General features: G+C 46.7%; 10 protein-coding genes. 8 read left to right on the forward strand and 2 right to left on the reverse strand.

Translation table 11 applies throughout. From position 1 onward, the window contains the following. Window positions 1-45 precede the first annotated feature (45 nt). From GJR95_RS19700 to GJR95_RS19715, 4 genes are all read left to right on the forward strand, one after another. Complete coding sequence (locus tag GJR95_RS19700; RefSeq protein ID WP_162387488.1) at window positions 46-1,077, forward strand: NYN domain-containing protein; 1,032 nt, start codon at window positions 46-48, stop codon at window positions 1,075-1,077. Window positions 1,078-1,079: 2 nt separating this feature from the next. Then, window positions 1,080-2,378 (forward strand): aminodeoxychorismate synthase component I, encoded by a 1,299-nt coding sequence (gene pabB, locus GJR95_RS19705; protein WP_162387489.1) that lies wholly within the window; start codon window positions 1,080-1,082, stop codon window positions 2,376-2,378. Between the two features lie 301 nt (window positions 2,379-2,679). Next, the gene (locus GJR95_RS19710) at window positions 2,680-5,520 is read left to right on the forward strand and encodes a TonB-dependent receptor domain-containing protein (protein WP_162387490.1); all 2,841 of its coding nucleotides are present in this window, start codon (window positions 2,680-2,682) and stop codon (window positions 5,518-5,520) included. Window positions 5,521-5,558: 38 nt separating this feature from the next. After that, the gene (locus GJR95_RS19715) at window positions 5,559-6,305 is read left to right on the forward strand and encodes a GLPGLI family protein (protein ID WP_162387491.1); all 747 of its coding nucleotides are present in this window, start codon (window positions 5,559-5,561) and stop codon (window positions 6,303-6,305) included. Window positions 6,306-6,467: 162 nt separating this feature from the next. Here the strand turns inward: GJR95_RS19715 and GJR95_RS19720 are convergent, their stop codons facing one another. Continuing rightward, on the reverse strand, window positions 6,468-7,022 hold the full coding sequence (locus tag GJR95_RS19720) for a GNAT family N-acetyltransferase (protein ID WP_162387492.1): 555 nt from the start codon (window positions 7,020-7,022) through the stop codon (window positions 6,468-6,470). A gap of 37 nt (window positions 7,023-7,059) precedes the next feature. Continuing rightward, window positions 7,060-7,428 carry a DUF7674 family protein gene (locus tag GJR95_RS19725; RefSeq protein WP_162387493.1) on the reverse strand — a complete coding sequence of 123 codons (369 nt, stop codon included), beginning with the start codon at window positions 7,426-7,428 and terminating at the stop codon, window positions 7,060-7,062. 831 nt (window positions 7,429-8,259) lie between these two features. On the opposite strand from GJR95_RS19725, the gene GJR95_RS19730 reads away from it, so the two are divergent. From GJR95_RS19730 to GJR95_RS19745, 4 genes are all read left to right on the forward strand, one after another. After that, window positions 8,260-9,339: a hypothetical protein gene (locus GJR95_RS19730; protein ID WP_162387494.1), complete on the forward strand. Its 1,080-nt coding sequence runs from the start codon at window positions 8,260-8,262 to the stop codon at window positions 9,337-9,339. 72 nt (window positions 9,340-9,411) lie between these two features. Continuing rightward, window positions 9,412-10,467 carry an alpha/beta hydrolase family protein gene (locus GJR95_RS19735; RefSeq protein WP_162387495.1) on the forward strand — a complete coding sequence of 352 codons (1,056 nt, stop codon included), beginning with the start codon at window positions 9,412-9,414 and terminating at the stop codon, window positions 10,465-10,467. Between the two features lie 178 nt (window positions 10,468-10,645). Next, window positions 10,646-13,651, forward strand: a complete 3,006-nt coding sequence (locus tag GJR95_RS19740; RefSeq protein WP_162387496.1) for a DPP IV N-terminal domain-containing protein — start codon at window positions 10,646-10,648, stop codon at window positions 13,649-13,651. 116 nt (window positions 13,652-13,767) lie between these two features. Next, window positions 13,768-14,496, forward strand: a complete 729-nt coding sequence (locus GJR95_RS19745; protein WP_162387497.1) for a carbon-nitrogen hydrolase family protein — start codon at window positions 13,768-13,770, stop codon at window positions 14,494-14,496. Window positions 14,497-14,603 lie beyond the last annotated feature (107 nt).

Raw genomic sequence — 14,603 nt, forward strand, 5'->3', positions numbered from 1 at the left:
GGTTAAAAGTGCATTTCGTACCATACATATATTACAAATAAAGTTATGCCAACAGCAGCATCAAGATTGACCCGTATAGGGGTTTTTTATGACGGTAACTATTTTTTACACGTAAGCAATTATTATAATTACTCTCACGAACGGCGCAGCCGGATTAGTATTTCAGGTTTACACGCATTTATACGGCGGCAGGTTGCCGAAGAAGAAGGGGTCAATGAGCGTTTATGCCAAATTGTTGATGCACACTATTTTAGAGGTCGGCTAAATGCCCACGAGGCTAATCAGCGGGGTAATCAATTATTTTACGATCGGTTGTTTGATGACATTCTAATGTCGGAGGGCGTCGTTACGCATTACCTGCCTGTAAAAACCTACCAGGGCTATCGGCAGGAAAAAGGTATCGATGTGTGGCTGGCACTCGAAGCTTTCGAATTAGCTCAGTATAAGAAATTCGATGTCGTTGTCCTTATTACATCCGATGGGGATTATGTACCACTGATTCGTAAACTCAATACCCTCGGCTCGCGCATCATGGTGTTAAGCTGGGATTTCGAGTTTTTGAACGAACAGGGCGAAAAGCAGGTGACTCGTACGTCGCAGGACTTATTGGAGGAAGTCTCTTATCCAGTTGCGATGCACGGCATGATTGACGACCGGAGCCGTAGAAACGATCTGGTTATTCAGAACCTGTTCGTGAAACAACAGCAACAGGCGCGACCAACCTTTACTGCTGTGGCTGCTGCGAGCAATGGAGGAAGTTACAGTAGTAGTTTCGGGAACGGGTTCTCGGCTTCCGGTAATGGCTATGATGAATACCCGCATTCTGATGAGCCCAATTATAACGTTGCCGATACGGTAGACGATGATCCGGAAGGCCGTAAAATCAGTACGATCCGGAGTTTAAAAACGGGTTACGGTTTTATAAATTATCCGCCAAACAACCTGTTTTTTCATTATACAAGCCTTATAGATACTGATTTCAACGAATTACAGGTAGACGACGACGTTGAGTTTACAATTGGCCAGAACGCCGAAGGTAAAGATATTGCTGTTGATGTACGGATGCTGCGTCCCTAAGCATGAACAGTAAGCGTGTATTCGTTACTGATTTACCGGCTTTCCGCTGGCAGGCATTGACATGGGCCATAACCCGGCAGACGCGCGAGGACGCTTTCGTTGCTTTTCTTACAAATAACGATATTTCTTACCCGAATGACCCGTTTCCGAACCGACTGTTTGTTGGGGCGAAACGGGTCATTTCGCTATCGGGTAAAGACACATTTCAGGAATTATATGACGCTCATTGCGCCCGGCCCGGCTTTTTGGTAGGCTATTTCGGGTATGATGTAAAAAATGAGCTCGAAGCGCTAAACAGCCGTAATCCGGATCGGCTGGGATTCCCGAACGCCTACTTTGTTGAGCCAGAGTGGGTAATCGACTTTCTGGAGAATGAAGTAATCGTGTGGGGAGAAGGTGACGCAGATGCGCTTATGCATGCGATTTCCCTTACTCCTCCATCAGATCGATGGGGTAGTGCCGTGACTACGATAACGTGCCGTGTTACCCCCGACGAATACCAGGCCAATGTCCGCCAGATACAACAGCATATTCTGGCAGGTGATGTCTATGAGTTAAATTATTGCATCGAATTTTTTGCCGAACACGTCGACATCGACCCCCTGACCGTATACCAGGCGTTGAATGAGCGGTCGCCAATGCCGTTTTCGAGCTTCCTCAAACTTGGTGATCGGTATGTAATGGGTGCTTCGCCAGAGCGGTTTTTGAAGAAAGAAGGCCAAACGGTTTTATCGCAGCCAATAAAAGGCACGATTCGGCGCGGAAAAACGCCGGATGAAGACACCCGACTTCGCGCTGAATTATTGAATTCGGAAAAAGAGCGGGCCGAAAATCTAATGATCGTTGATCTGGTTCGCAATGACCTGGCCCGGAGTGCCCAAACGGGTTCTGTGCACGTAGTCGAGCTCTTTGGGATATACGGTTTTCAGCAGGTGTATCAGATGATATCGACCGTTTCGGCAACGTTACGAGATACGGTCACTTGGGCCGATGCGATTCGTCATGCTTTTCCGATGGGCAGTATGACCGGAGCGCCTAAAATCCGGGCAATGGAATTGATCGACGAACTAGAGGTTAGCCGGCGGGGTGTTTATTCTGGAGCAATTGGGTTCATCACGCCCGATGGCGACTTTGACTTCAATGTTGTTATCCGTACGCTGCTTTATGACTCACAAAGTCAATATGCATCCTTCTCTGTCGGAAGCGCTATCACCTACGATGCTGACCCCGAGCAGGAATGGGAAGAGTGTCTGCTAAAGGCGCGGGCTATTCGGGAAGTGCTGGAACGATCTTTTCAGTAAGTAATCCTCAGGCATCAGGCAAATCATCAACGAATGTTCACAGACTGAGCCTGGCCAGCTGAAAACTGCATACCGTTTAAAATATAATTGGCTTTTCGGTGTGGAATTCGTCCGCTTTTCTAGTCTTCTTCTGTAAGCGAAGCAACATTTTCTAATCAGATACGCTCATTATGAGCGAGGTCGACCGTTTGTTAAATTTACTACTATAAATTTAGTTAAAAAACGTTAACCTTGTAACCAACTTGTTCGGTTCCGATTATTTTTGCTTCTGATACACCGATCACCCTTTACCTATTCGCGAATGAAAAACCTCTTCATGCTGGCTGTGCTATGCCTGTTTACGGCTGCACTTTATGCCCAGACGGGCTCCCCTCGATTTACGTTACAGGGGCGAGCCGTTGACACCGCAGCGGCTCCACTGGCTTCTTCTACGGTTATGTTGCTAAATCCTAAAGACTCGTCGCTGGTCAATTTTACCAGAACTGATGAAAAGGGAGCTTTCATATTCAAGAATCTGAAGACTGGTAATTACGTTCTGAAAATTTCATTCGTCGGATTTATCCCTTACAACCAGGTTATCAAATCGGGCGGTGAAGCCCTGATTGATCTTGGGCTTTTGAAGCTAAAGCCAATTACGAGAGAGCTGATGGAGGTTGTTGTCAGAACAGCTAAGGCTCCACTAACGATAAAGGGCGATACTATCGAGTATAACGCCAGTTCGTTTAAAGTGCCCCCCGGATCGACTGTTGAGGATTTGCTGCGTAAACTGCCCGGTGTACAGATCGATCAGGACGGAAATATTCGCGCTCAGGGGCAGGAGGTGAAGCGGGTTACCGTAGATGGAAAGAATTTCTTCGGCAATGACCCCAAACAGGCTACTAAAAACTTACAGGCCGAATCGATTTCAAAAGTGCAGGTCTTCAATGATAAAACAGAGCAGGCTAAATTAACCGGCGTTGACGATGGGAAGAAAGAAAAAACGGTTAATCTGGAACTGAAAGAAGAGTTTAAGAAAGGCGGTTTCGGAAAAGTAACTGCCAGTGCCGGGCCTGCTTCCAATGATATACCGGCGCGGGGCGAAATCAAGGGGAGCTACAATAAATTCAATGCTAAAAATCAGTTTTCGCTGGTTGGACTGGGTAATAATACGAACCAGCAGGGATTGTCGTATAATGATTATCAGGATTTTAGAGGTAGTAATTCATATAACGGGAATCAAAATGCTGACTTTGGGTTTAGTGGGGGCAACTTCTTTTACTATTCCGATAGTGGCGATGAAGGTTTGGGCATTCCAGTAAGCGGTCGGCAGGGGACTGGTTTTTCTAATAATGTGGCTGGTGGAATCAACTATAATTATGATACGAAGAAAAAGAAATTCAGCAGCAGCTACTATTATAACCAGACACGGCTTGACTTAAGCGCCCTCCGAAATCAGACATACTACCTGCCGCAGGGCCAATATCAGATCAATGAAACCAGTAATCAGCTAAATTTTAACGGAAACCATCGGGTCAGTTTACGGTATGAGACCCAATTGGATTCGGTCAATACGTTGGTTTTTATTAACAACAGCCGGTTAGGTAATGGTAACGCCAACCTCGACAGAATCCAGGATTTGGATCGTAATAACGGTGTAACGACTCAAAATACGACCAAAAATGCCAGTACACAACGCCAGATTGCTTCGTCTAGCTCATTGATCTATCGGCTGAAAATGAAAAAGAAAGGCAGAAGTTTTGCCGCCAGCGCTACCTACGAAATTAATACCAACGACGCCAATTTGAAACTGGACGCCAGCAATCAATTCTCACAACCAACAAGCGTCAACGAAACCTTGCGGCTTATTCGTCAGGATCAGGGGACCAATAGCCACCGCAGCGAGTACAAAGCCAGCCTGCAATATGTGGAGCCATTTGCCAAAAAGTTTTTTTGGGAAACATTCTACAATTTTAGCCTACGCTATGACGAAGTTGATCGGGATGTGATTGACCGGGGCGAAAACAACAGCGATCGGGTCCGAAACGACTCATTGAGCCTGTATTATAAGAATAATTACATCTATAATCGCCTTGGAAGCAGTATTCGCTATACGTTTAAAGGGTTGAATATATCGGGTGGACTGGCTGTGCAGCGCTTTACACTGAATGGACAATTTGCCCGTGATCAAACGTCTCCATTACTCGGGGAAATCAATCGTGTGTTCACTACGGTTATTCCGAACGTAAACCTGAATTATGATCTGAAAAATAACCGGTATCTCTACGGTGGTTATAATGTTAGTGTACAGATACCAACATCCCGCGATTTGCAACCGGTGACGAATAATAGTAATCCGTTATTCATCAATAAGGGAAACCCGAATCTGTTGCCGCAGTTAGGGCATAACCTGAACATTGGGTTCAATTATTTCAATCCGGGGAGTTTCATTAACCTCTATATTGGCGTGAACGGCACCCAGTATGTTAATCAGATCGTATATAGCCGAAATACGGACGCGCAAACGCTTATTACGACTATTCAGCCCGAAAATCTGTCGGGCGGGCGTATGATTGGATCATATCTGGGTTTTGGTTTTCCGCTCAAAAAAACCAAAGCAACGCTGGACCTGAATGCGAACCTGAATTTTAGTACAAACCCAGCCACTATTAACAATGTAACGAATGAGACACGGGGTCAGAACTATGGCTTCGGAACCCGTCTTAGTCTGACGCCCACCGATTGGCTGACATTCTACGGTAATGCCAATATCGGTATCAGCAATACCCGTTATTCAATTAACACAGGCCAGAATCAGGTTTTCCTGAATAATAATTTTGGCGGTGATCTGACGGTGAAGCTGCCCCATGATTTTTATATTAACACGACGCTGAATTACCGGGTCAATAAAAATGATCTGCTCAATTTTGATCAACGTATTCCACTGCTAAATGCCTCGATTTATCATATTCTGGGTAAAGCCAAGCGGGCTGAGATCCGGCTGTCGTCGGTTGATTTGCTCAATCGGAACATAGCTATTTCGGCAAATGCCAGCCAGAATTACGCGCAATATGAACGCACCCAAACACTGGCCCGCTATTTTATGCTTGGCTTTACCTATAATATGCGTGGCGTTACAGCGAAGATGCGCCGGGATGGATTTTAATGGTTAGTTGTGGTTAATGGATTGACTATCTTTTAGATATGAAAAATTTTATAATGTTTATTATGCTGCTGATGAGCGTATCGGCAGTAGCCCAGCAAACAGAAGGCGTTGTTACCTACGAACGGAAAACATACTGGACAAAAATTTACTCCCGGATGACGTACCTGAGTCAGGAACAAAAAGACCGTATTGCTCAGACCTGGAAGAATGACGAAGAGAATAAGGAGAAAATGAAACTGACATTTAACCAGGATGCGAGTCTGTATACCTATGTCAACGAGATGGGAAGCACAGATGATGGTCGATATACATGGCGTAATCAGGAGTTGCTTCTATACCGAAATTTCGCCAAAGAACAGAAAACTGACGTCGTAGAAATGTTGGGAAAGACCTATGTCATTGACGATTCACTACATACACCCGTTTGGAAAATAGGCAATCAGATCAAAGATATTGCCGGGTATATATGCATGAAGGCTGAATCAGAAGATCCAATTAAAAAGCAGAAAATTACGGCCTGGTTCGCGCAGGACATTCCGGTTTCGGCTGGTCCAGAGCGGTACAATGGTTTACCGGGACTTATTCTGGAATTGAATCTGAATGATGGCGACGTTGTCATTGAAGCTACAAACGTGACGTTCAGAAAATTAACACCCGACGAACTGAAACTACCCAAGCTCAAGGGCAAGAAAATTAACGATGTCGCCTACGACGAACTTATCCGCCAGCATATTGCCGAAAGCATGACCGCTCACCGGAACCCCTATTGGGCCATTCGGTATTGATAATTTTTTGTAAAATAGTAATGATGAATGAGCGAAAGCCATTGCCGAACAAACTCTTTGGCAATGGCTTTCGCTCATTCACGCAGGGCGGGTAATTCTATCGTAAACACTGATAGGCCAGGCTTTCATGGCTACGACAAGTGGCATGGGATATTTCCAGACTTACCCGGCTTTTTCTGAAGGGAGGGGTTCGTATAACATGCCTGTGCAAAGACAATATTTTCGGCCAGTACGGGCCAGAATATCACAGTTTTTGCAGGACGAACATTGATTCCAGAAGCGGTCATCCTGGGGTAGTTCGCTGAAGGCTACCGGCCGAAATCCTAACTGGCTATTGAGATTCATAACGGCCTGGCCAGTTGTAATGCTAAATAGTTTAGCCTTTGGGAAAAGGCAGCGACTTAAGCTAAAGAGCGCTCGTTTAATCTGCTGAGCAATCCCGTGTCGACGAAAATCGGGTGCCACAATGAGACCGGAATGAGAAACAAACTGTCCATTATCCCAAACATCTAAATAGGCAAATCCAGCCCATTGCCCGTTTTTCAATGTTGCAATAATTGCTTTTCCATCCAGCATTTTCTGCCGCAGATAAGCAGCAGAACGCCCGGCAATTCCAGTGCCTCTTGCCTGAGCGCTTTCTGCTATCGTGCGACAGATTGAATCGACGTAGATCAGGTGCGCTTTTGTTGCCACGGTAATCGTTATGTCTGTTTCCATAATAAGAGCCTTATAAAGCGGGCTACTCAAATGTGTGTTAAGGAAGACAGGTGTTGAGCTGGCGATGATATTCAGTACGTAGGGCACGAGGTAATAAGTAATGAATTACATCAGCTCTGGCGTCACGTTTATCCATCAACATGGCCAGCCGATAAATGTAGACCGAGCAAACTGCGTTACTGACCTGTTTGTCGCCGTCTTTCAGTAACTCTTCAGCAGCCAGCAAACAGCGCTTCAGGGCTCTGAATTTATTCTGGTGCGCCAGAAGCGAAGTTACCTCACATAGTTTATGTAAGATCGTATGTACACTGGTCTCATTGGGTAAGGCCATAAATTCCTGCCGGGCTTCCGGTATCCGATTGATCAATAGATTGAGCAAATCGGTTTTACTAATGACTTCATTCATAGCAATGATTATTTACCAGGACTTTCGCTGAGAACCATGCCACGGTTTGTTTGCGCATCACGAGTAACCGTGGCATGGTTCTCAGCGAAAGTCCTACAACGTACTGCCAACCTATACTAATAATTCTGTGCCATGATTTTAGAGTGTTATTTATGTCGTTGTACTTCAATTAATTACGCTAAAGCCGATTTGCCCGGAGAGTTGCGAAGTATATCATTTTGATAAGGTGCTCTGTCAAAATAATAGTGACCGGCTCAAAACCTGTGCAGGTATTGGTCGGTAAAGTGGGCGGAATTAGCTATCAATGCCCAAATCAATGTCTTCAAGTTTTAACTAGCAAGTAGTCTTCCAATTTCTATTTTATACGTATTAGTCATGAAGGTGGTTGATGACAAACCTATAAGGTTTCAAAAACCTTATAGGTTTAAATGGGCCGAGCACTAGTGGGTATCCGTCTAGTTTGGAAAATTATCCTTCCAAAATAGACGGAGGACTTTCGCCTGGAGCCGTGCCACCGCACGGGCGGACCGTGGTTTGTTTGCGCATCACGAGTAACCGTGGCACGGCTCCAAGCGAAAGTCCCAGGACTGGTACCTGATGATACTGGAACGAGCGGTAATCGGAGAAATAATCTGGCTGGACTAGCTAGCATGATGCAGTGAACGAATAGCTAAGAAGCTTCTGATTACAATCGTTTACTATTCTGATAGTGTAAGTATGAAAAACAAAAGATAAAGAATAAATAATTGATGATTAGATATTTTACCTGTTATTTATTTTGTGAAATTTTGATTTATATACTTTAAATTGCGTCAATAATCTTCCTCTTTTATGCTGGCCGCCCGTAGTTTCTGGCTCAAGTTTTCGGAGACTCTTTGCCTTCTTCTGGTACTGATCGGGATAACGCAGGCGTCGGAGGTTACCTCACGCTGGCAGTTTGAGGTAACCTCCGACTGGGCTAAACTATGGCCTGCGCTGGCCGGGTTGCTGCTGCTTAGCTTTCTTATTGCCTTTAGCTGGCAGCGCAGCGGCAGGGGTGAAAAGCTGCATAGCCTGTTTCAGACTATAATTGCGTTTTATGTTGCCTATGCAATTACTGGCTATGGTGCTGCTAAAATTCTGAAAACCCAGTTTCAGCCACCTAACTACATTCTTGAAACACCCATTGGCGACCTCAACGGTTTCTGGCTGACCTGGACCTATTACGGTTACTCGCAAACGATGGCCTACATTCTGGGCTGGACTCAGATTATAGGGTGTATTCTTCTGCTCTTCCGACAAACGCGGCTGATCGGCGTATTTGTGTTACTCCCCGTAATGGTCAACATTGATCTGATCGACCATTTTTACGAAATCTCTCCACTGGCTTATTACAACGCGCTTCACTATACATTCCTGCTGTTTTTCCTGCTCTTTCTGGATTATGACAAGCTCCGGCAGGCGTTCCTGTCGTATCAGGAAAAAGTGAGTCTAAATGGCCGGACCGTTCTGCTGAATGTCATACGGGTTTTGGTGATCGGGTTAGCGTTCTGGCGTATTGGTGCCCTGCGTGATGGCTTCCAGCCTAAAACGAAATTAAATGGGGTCTGGAAAATCGAAAGCATTGCCCGAAATGACAACGTCGTTGTGCCATCGGCTTATCAGGATTCGGTCTGGTCGAAAGTGTATTTTGAATGGCGGTACGGCTGCCTGTTCAAATACCATCCCGACAAGTTTCAAAAACGGGATTTGCGGGGCAATTACAAGATCGACGAAACCGCTAAAATCATTCGCATCGGCTTCCCAAACGAAAAGGGAGATTCGGCTGATTCGATGCGGGTTAATTATACGTTTCTCAACGATAGCACGCTGACCATGCAAGGACGTTATAAAGCAGACTCGCTGGCGTTAAAGCTGCGAAAACTGATCTGATTAGTGCTTTTTTGGGAATTTCCTGCCCGTAAATTTATACCCACTCTTTAACTACCAATTTGTCATTCCTCCATGCGTCAACTTTATTTTCTTCTTTTTGTCTGTATATCATTTGTGGCTACTGGACAAACTACACCGCCCACCGCTACACCAACCCCTGCCGCTCCCGATTTGAACGAACGCGTTCGACAACTGGAAGAGAATTTACGTTATTCAGATCAGGTATTGAACAAGAATATTGACGACCTGCTCTGGTATCAAAAACTTGGCGATGTTGCGATTATCGATAAAGTACGTTATACCAGCAAGCCCCCGCATGTAATTAAAAATCCGACGGGACAGGGTGCCAGCAATCCGGTCATTATTCCGGCTTATACGTTTATTCCCAAAAAGTACGCAACGGCTAAGAAACTGCCCTTACTGGTTTTCGTTCACGATGGGGTTCATGGTGATTTTGGTACTTTATATGCCCATGTTGTGCGGGAGCTACTGGATCAGGGCTACCTGATCGTTGCGCCCGAATACCGGGGTAGCGTTGGTTATGGGGGCGGGTTTTACAACCAGATTGACTACGGCGATTACGAAAATGACGATGTGCTGGCCGGGAAACGGTGGGCCGTTGAAAACATGCCGCAGGTAGACGCCGACCGCGTTGGTATTATTGGATGGAGTCACGGCGGAATGATTTCGCTCATGAATATTTTCGATCATCCTGAAGATTATAAAGTGGCCTATGCCGGTGTGCCCGTCAGCGACATCATTGCCCGGCTTGGCTATAAACCACAGCAGTACCGGACGATCTTCTCAGCCGCGACTCATATTGGTAAAGATCCTTCCGACAATGTAGCCGAATATCGTCGCCGGTCGCCGGTCTGGAACGCACAGAAGCTCAAAACACCCCTGCTGATTCATACCAATACCAACGACGAAGATGTGAATGTGCTGGAAGTCGAATCGCTGATCAATGCGCTGAAAGCCCATGAAAAGAAGTTCGAATACAAAATTTATCAGGATGCGCCGGGTGGACATAGCTTCAACCGGCTCGATACGAAACTGGCTCGCGAATCGCGCGAAGAGATTTATAAATTTCTCACTCGCTATCTGAACCCGCCTGCCGGTGTGAAATAGGTGCGGTGCCAGAGACAGGTAGACCTAAGCCTGACAGAACTAAGGAGTCAAGGGTATCCGGTAGTGCCTGGATATTCAGCTAATAAGCATAAATCAGAAACCCATACCTACAGACAGTCATACGCTGCCTGATACGAACTTATTGCCTTCCTTTTTTCACTGCTAACTCACTATTCTTATGAAGACCTGTTTTGAGTTTGCCAAGTTGCTGCTGCTTTTTGTGCTAATCCTGTCGGGAGCTACTTCGGCTCTGGCCCAGTCTGATTCGTTGCGGATCACCGTCACGGAGGGGACCAATATGTCGGCTGCGCTTTCGCCCAATGGACTGTCCATTGTTGTTGATCTTCAGGGTACTATCTGGCTATTGCCTGCCAAAGGAGGAACGGCTCGTGCCTTGACCGATTTTCGGGATGATGCCCGACAGCCTGCGTGGTCGCCGGATAGCAAGCGTATTGTTTACTCATCGTTCCGCGATGGAACGTTCCATATTTATAGTGTTAAGCCTGATGGTTCAGACTTGCAGAAACACACTAAGGGGGAATTTGATAACCGAGAACCATCCTATTCGCCGGATGGCAGTAAGTTGATTTTTTCGTCAGATCGCGGTGGTAATTACAACGTATTTGAACTGACACTTAAAACCGGAGAACTCAAACAACTCACCGACAATGCAGGCAACGAATATGCACCATCCTACTCGTCGGACGGCAAACGGATTGCCTACGTAGCTACCCGCCCCGATGCGTCAGGGCTTTATGTCTGGGAAGGTGGTAAGGAAACACTGGCCTGGAAAACTGCCGCTACACTGGGGCCACCAGCCTGGTCACTGAACGGACAGTCACTCATTGTGCAGACGGCTGAAATTGGCAAAACCGCCTTGATTGTTAAAGACCTGAAACCCGATAGTGAACCGAAAGTCATCTCGGCCACTGGCGAAGATGTATTTCCTTTCCGACCTTCGGTAGCAACGGACGGGTCTATCTGGTACACGGCCGATGGTGGTATCAAACATAAAACGGCTGATTTCGCCCGTACCGACAAGGTCACCTGGCAGGCAACGCTGGCATTACAGCGCAAACCCTACACCCGCAAAACGTACCTGCTCGATAACGCGAAGCCACGACCTGTTAAAGGCATCCGGGCTCCGGTTGTCTCGCCCGATGGGAAGGCCATTGCCTTTTCGGCACTTGGCGATCTGTACTGGCTGGATATTGGTAATCCTACACCTAAAAAGCTAACGGACGATGCCTTCATTGAAGCTGATCCGACATTCTCGCCCGATGGCCGGTTTCTGGTGTTTGTCTCCGATCGTTCGGGTAGTATTAATCTGTGGGCCAGAGATTTGAAAACCGGCCAGGATCGCCAGTTGACTAACGGAACAGAGGAAATTAGTACCCCCGTATTCTCACCGGATAGCAAACACATTGCCTTTTTCATGCTCGACCGGGCTGCTTTTGGGCGGAGTGTGTTGCATACGCTTGATGTGCCGCCATCGGAAGATCAGCCTACGCCAGTTCCCAAAAAGATTCATGATCAACTCTTTGGGCCTGGTGTGCCAAGCTGGTCGCCCGATGGGAAACAGATTGCCGTTTCGGCATTGGATGTCTATTCCAGCCGTTTTCGGGAGGGATTGAATCAGTTTTTGGTTATCCCCAGTGGAGGCAGTGGTAGCGCACTCGAACTGAAACCCGATTCATCGGGGCAAACCATCAGTTTCCGTGGACGCAGTGGTCCTGCCTGGTCGCCGGATGGTCACTGGATGGCCTACGTGCTCGATGGTGTTTTGTGGACATTGCCGGTTACCGCCGATGGGAAACAGACCGGATCGCCTGTTCAACGAACAAAGACACTGGCTGATAACATGAGCTGGACCGCCGACTCGAAGACATTGGTTTATCTGGCAGTCGATACGTTGAAGCAACTGGATATTACCACCAATCGGGTTAGCATCATTCCGCTAAATTTCACGTATCAGGCGAAATTGCCTACTGATCAGACCATTATTCATGCCGGAAAGCTATTCGATGGAAAGACCAATGCGTATCGCGAAAATGTAGACATTATTCTGAAAGGAAGTCGTATTCAGGCTATTGAGCCGCATAAAGCCGGGCGAACGGGCAAACTGATCGATGCATCCAAACTGACAGTTATGCCCGGCCTCTGGGAAATGCATACGCACCAGAGTATTCTGGCGGGGGAAAAGCAAGGGCGTATCTGGCTCAGTCATGGCATTACGAGTATTCGCGAAACGGGTGCCGACCCGTATGATGCACTCGAACGACGCGAAGCCTGGGATGCGGGTATCCGGCCGGGGCCTCGTTCGTTTTATACCGGAACACTCAATGAAGGCTACCGGCTTTATTACGGTCTGGCCACCAGTATTCGCAGTGAGGCACAATTGCGCATGGAACTTGACCGGGCCAAACGGCTGGACTACGATCTCCTGAAATGCTATGTGCGGCTCCCCGACCGGTTACAGCAATTGGCCGCTGATCTGGCGCATCAGATTGGCATTCCTGTAACGTCGCACGAGCTCTATCCGGCCGTAAAATACAACATCGATGGAGTCGAACATTCATCGGCTACAAGTCGCCGGGGATTCTCCCCCAAACTCACGTCTACCAATCATATCTACGGCGATGTACTGAACCTGATTGCTAAATCGGGCATGAACATGACCCCGACAACGAGTTTGCAGGGCGGTTTTGGCTACCAGACCCGACGCGATACGGCTCTGTTCAGCTATGCCCCATACATGCATTTTTATGACGAAAAATACCGAACCAACATGATGGCTCAGCAACAGACCATGCGTCGGATGATGCCCGGCGCAGTTGAAAATTTCAAGACGCTGGCCGGAAATGTGAAGAAGTTCATTGCTGCCGGTGGCCGGGTAACACCGGGTACGGATTCGCCCCTGATTCCGTACGGACTGAGCTTACAGATCGAGCTACAGAACTGGGTTGAGGGTGGGGTAACTCCGTTCGAGACGTTGCGGGGAGCTACACTCTGGTCGGCGGAAGCGGCTGGTGTAGGCAAGGATGTTGGTAGCATTGAAGTAGGTAAAATCGCCGATCTAATTGCCGTTGATGGCGATCCACTAACCAAAATCCGGGACACCATGAACGTGAAATACACCATCAAAAATGGGCAGGTCTGGACGTTGGCGGAGTTGTTGAAATAAGAAGTATCGTTGTTGATAAACCGGGCTGTGAATACGAAATGCGATGTGCATATTTGTATTCATAGCCCGGTTTTGTTTTGGTACGTTCGCTATGATCTTGATAGACAGATAATACAATGAAAATAAGTGTCGCGCAGATTAGACCAATTAAAGGCAACATTTCCGGTAATATCGACAGACACAAACGGTTAATTGACCTTGCTACTTCGTGTAAGGCAACTGTAATTTTCTTCCCGGAGCTTTCTCTGACCAGCTATGAACCAGAATTAGCCAAAGAGTTAGCGATAAATCAAGATGATACAAGGCTTGATGACTTTCAGCAAATTAGCGATACGACTAAAATTGCCATTGGACTTGGGGCTCCGACAAAAACGAAAACGGGCGTACAGATAAGCATGATCATTTTTCAACCTGACAAACCAAGGCAAACCTACTCAAAACAGCTACTTCATTCCGACGAAATTCCCTATTTCGAAAATGGCAATCAACAAATTATGTTGACGGTCGATAATGTCAGGATTGCACCTGCTATTTGCTACGAAAGTTTGCAGCCCGATCACGCTGACCAGGCAAGTAAACTTGGCGCAGACATTTATGTAGCAAGCGTTGCCAAATCACAAAATGGCGTAAGTAAAGCCATGATCCATTATCCTGAAGTTGCCAGGAACTACTCAATGCCCGTATTAATGTCAAATTGTGTCGGGTTTTGCGATAATTTTACGAGTGTTGGCTTGAGTTCTGTCTGGACAAAACAAGGGAAATTAGTTGGGCAACTTGACGACAAAAATGAAGGACTGCTACTTTTTGACACAGTAACGGAAGAAGTAACCAGGCAAATACTATAAAAAACGGCTGCTTTCAAAAGGCTTGCTATTGCCGGAACTTAGCTCAAGTCCCTCCTTATCCACCTACAGTTGCCCCTTCGTTCGGGAACAATTACCTTAGTGTCTGA

Source organism: Spirosoma endbachense (genome assembly GCF_010233585.1).
Classification (GTDB): Bacteria; Bacteroidota; Bacteroidia; order Cytophagales; family Spirosomataceae; genus Spirosoma; species Spirosoma endbachense.

Excerpts from the sequence above, each read along its gene's own strand:
- pabB (WP_162387489.1), top strand. The coding sequence starts at position 1,080 with ATGAACAGTAAGCGTGTATTCGTTACTGATTTACCGGCTTTCCGCTGG.
- GJR95_RS19715 (WP_162387491.1), top strand. The coding sequence starts at position 5,559 with ATGAAAAATTTTATAATGTTTATTATGCTGCTGATGAGCGTATCGGCA.
- GJR95_RS19720 (WP_162387492.1), bottom strand. The coding sequence starts at position 7,022 with ATGGAAACAGACATAACGATTACCGTGGCAACAAAAGCGCACCTGATC.
- GJR95_RS19735 (WP_162387495.1), top strand. The coding sequence starts at position 9,412 with ATGCGTCAACTTTATTTTCTTCTTTTTGTCTGTATATCATTTGTGGCT.
- GJR95_RS19710 (WP_162387490.1), top strand. The coding sequence starts at position 2,680 with ATGAAAAACCTCTTCATGCTGGCTGTGCTATGCCTGTTTACGGCTGCA.
- GJR95_RS19740 (WP_162387496.1), top strand. The coding sequence starts at position 10,646 with ATGAAGACCTGTTTTGAGTTTGCCAAGTTGCTGCTGCTTTTTGTGCTA.
- GJR95_RS19725 (WP_162387493.1), bottom strand. The coding sequence starts at position 7,428 with ATGAATGAAGTCATTAGTAAAACCGATTTGCTCAATCTATTGATCAAT.
- GJR95_RS19700 (WP_162387488.1), top strand. The coding sequence starts at position 46 with ATGCCAACAGCAGCATCAAGATTGACCCGTATAGGGGTTTTTTATGAC.
- GJR95_RS19745 (WP_162387497.1), top strand. The coding sequence starts at position 13,768 with ATGAAAATAAGTGTCGCGCAGATTAGACCAATTAAAGGCAACATTTCC.
- GJR95_RS19730 (WP_162387494.1), top strand. The coding sequence starts at position 8,260 with ATGCTGGCCGCCCGTAGTTTCTGGCTCAAGTTTTCGGAGACTCTTTGC.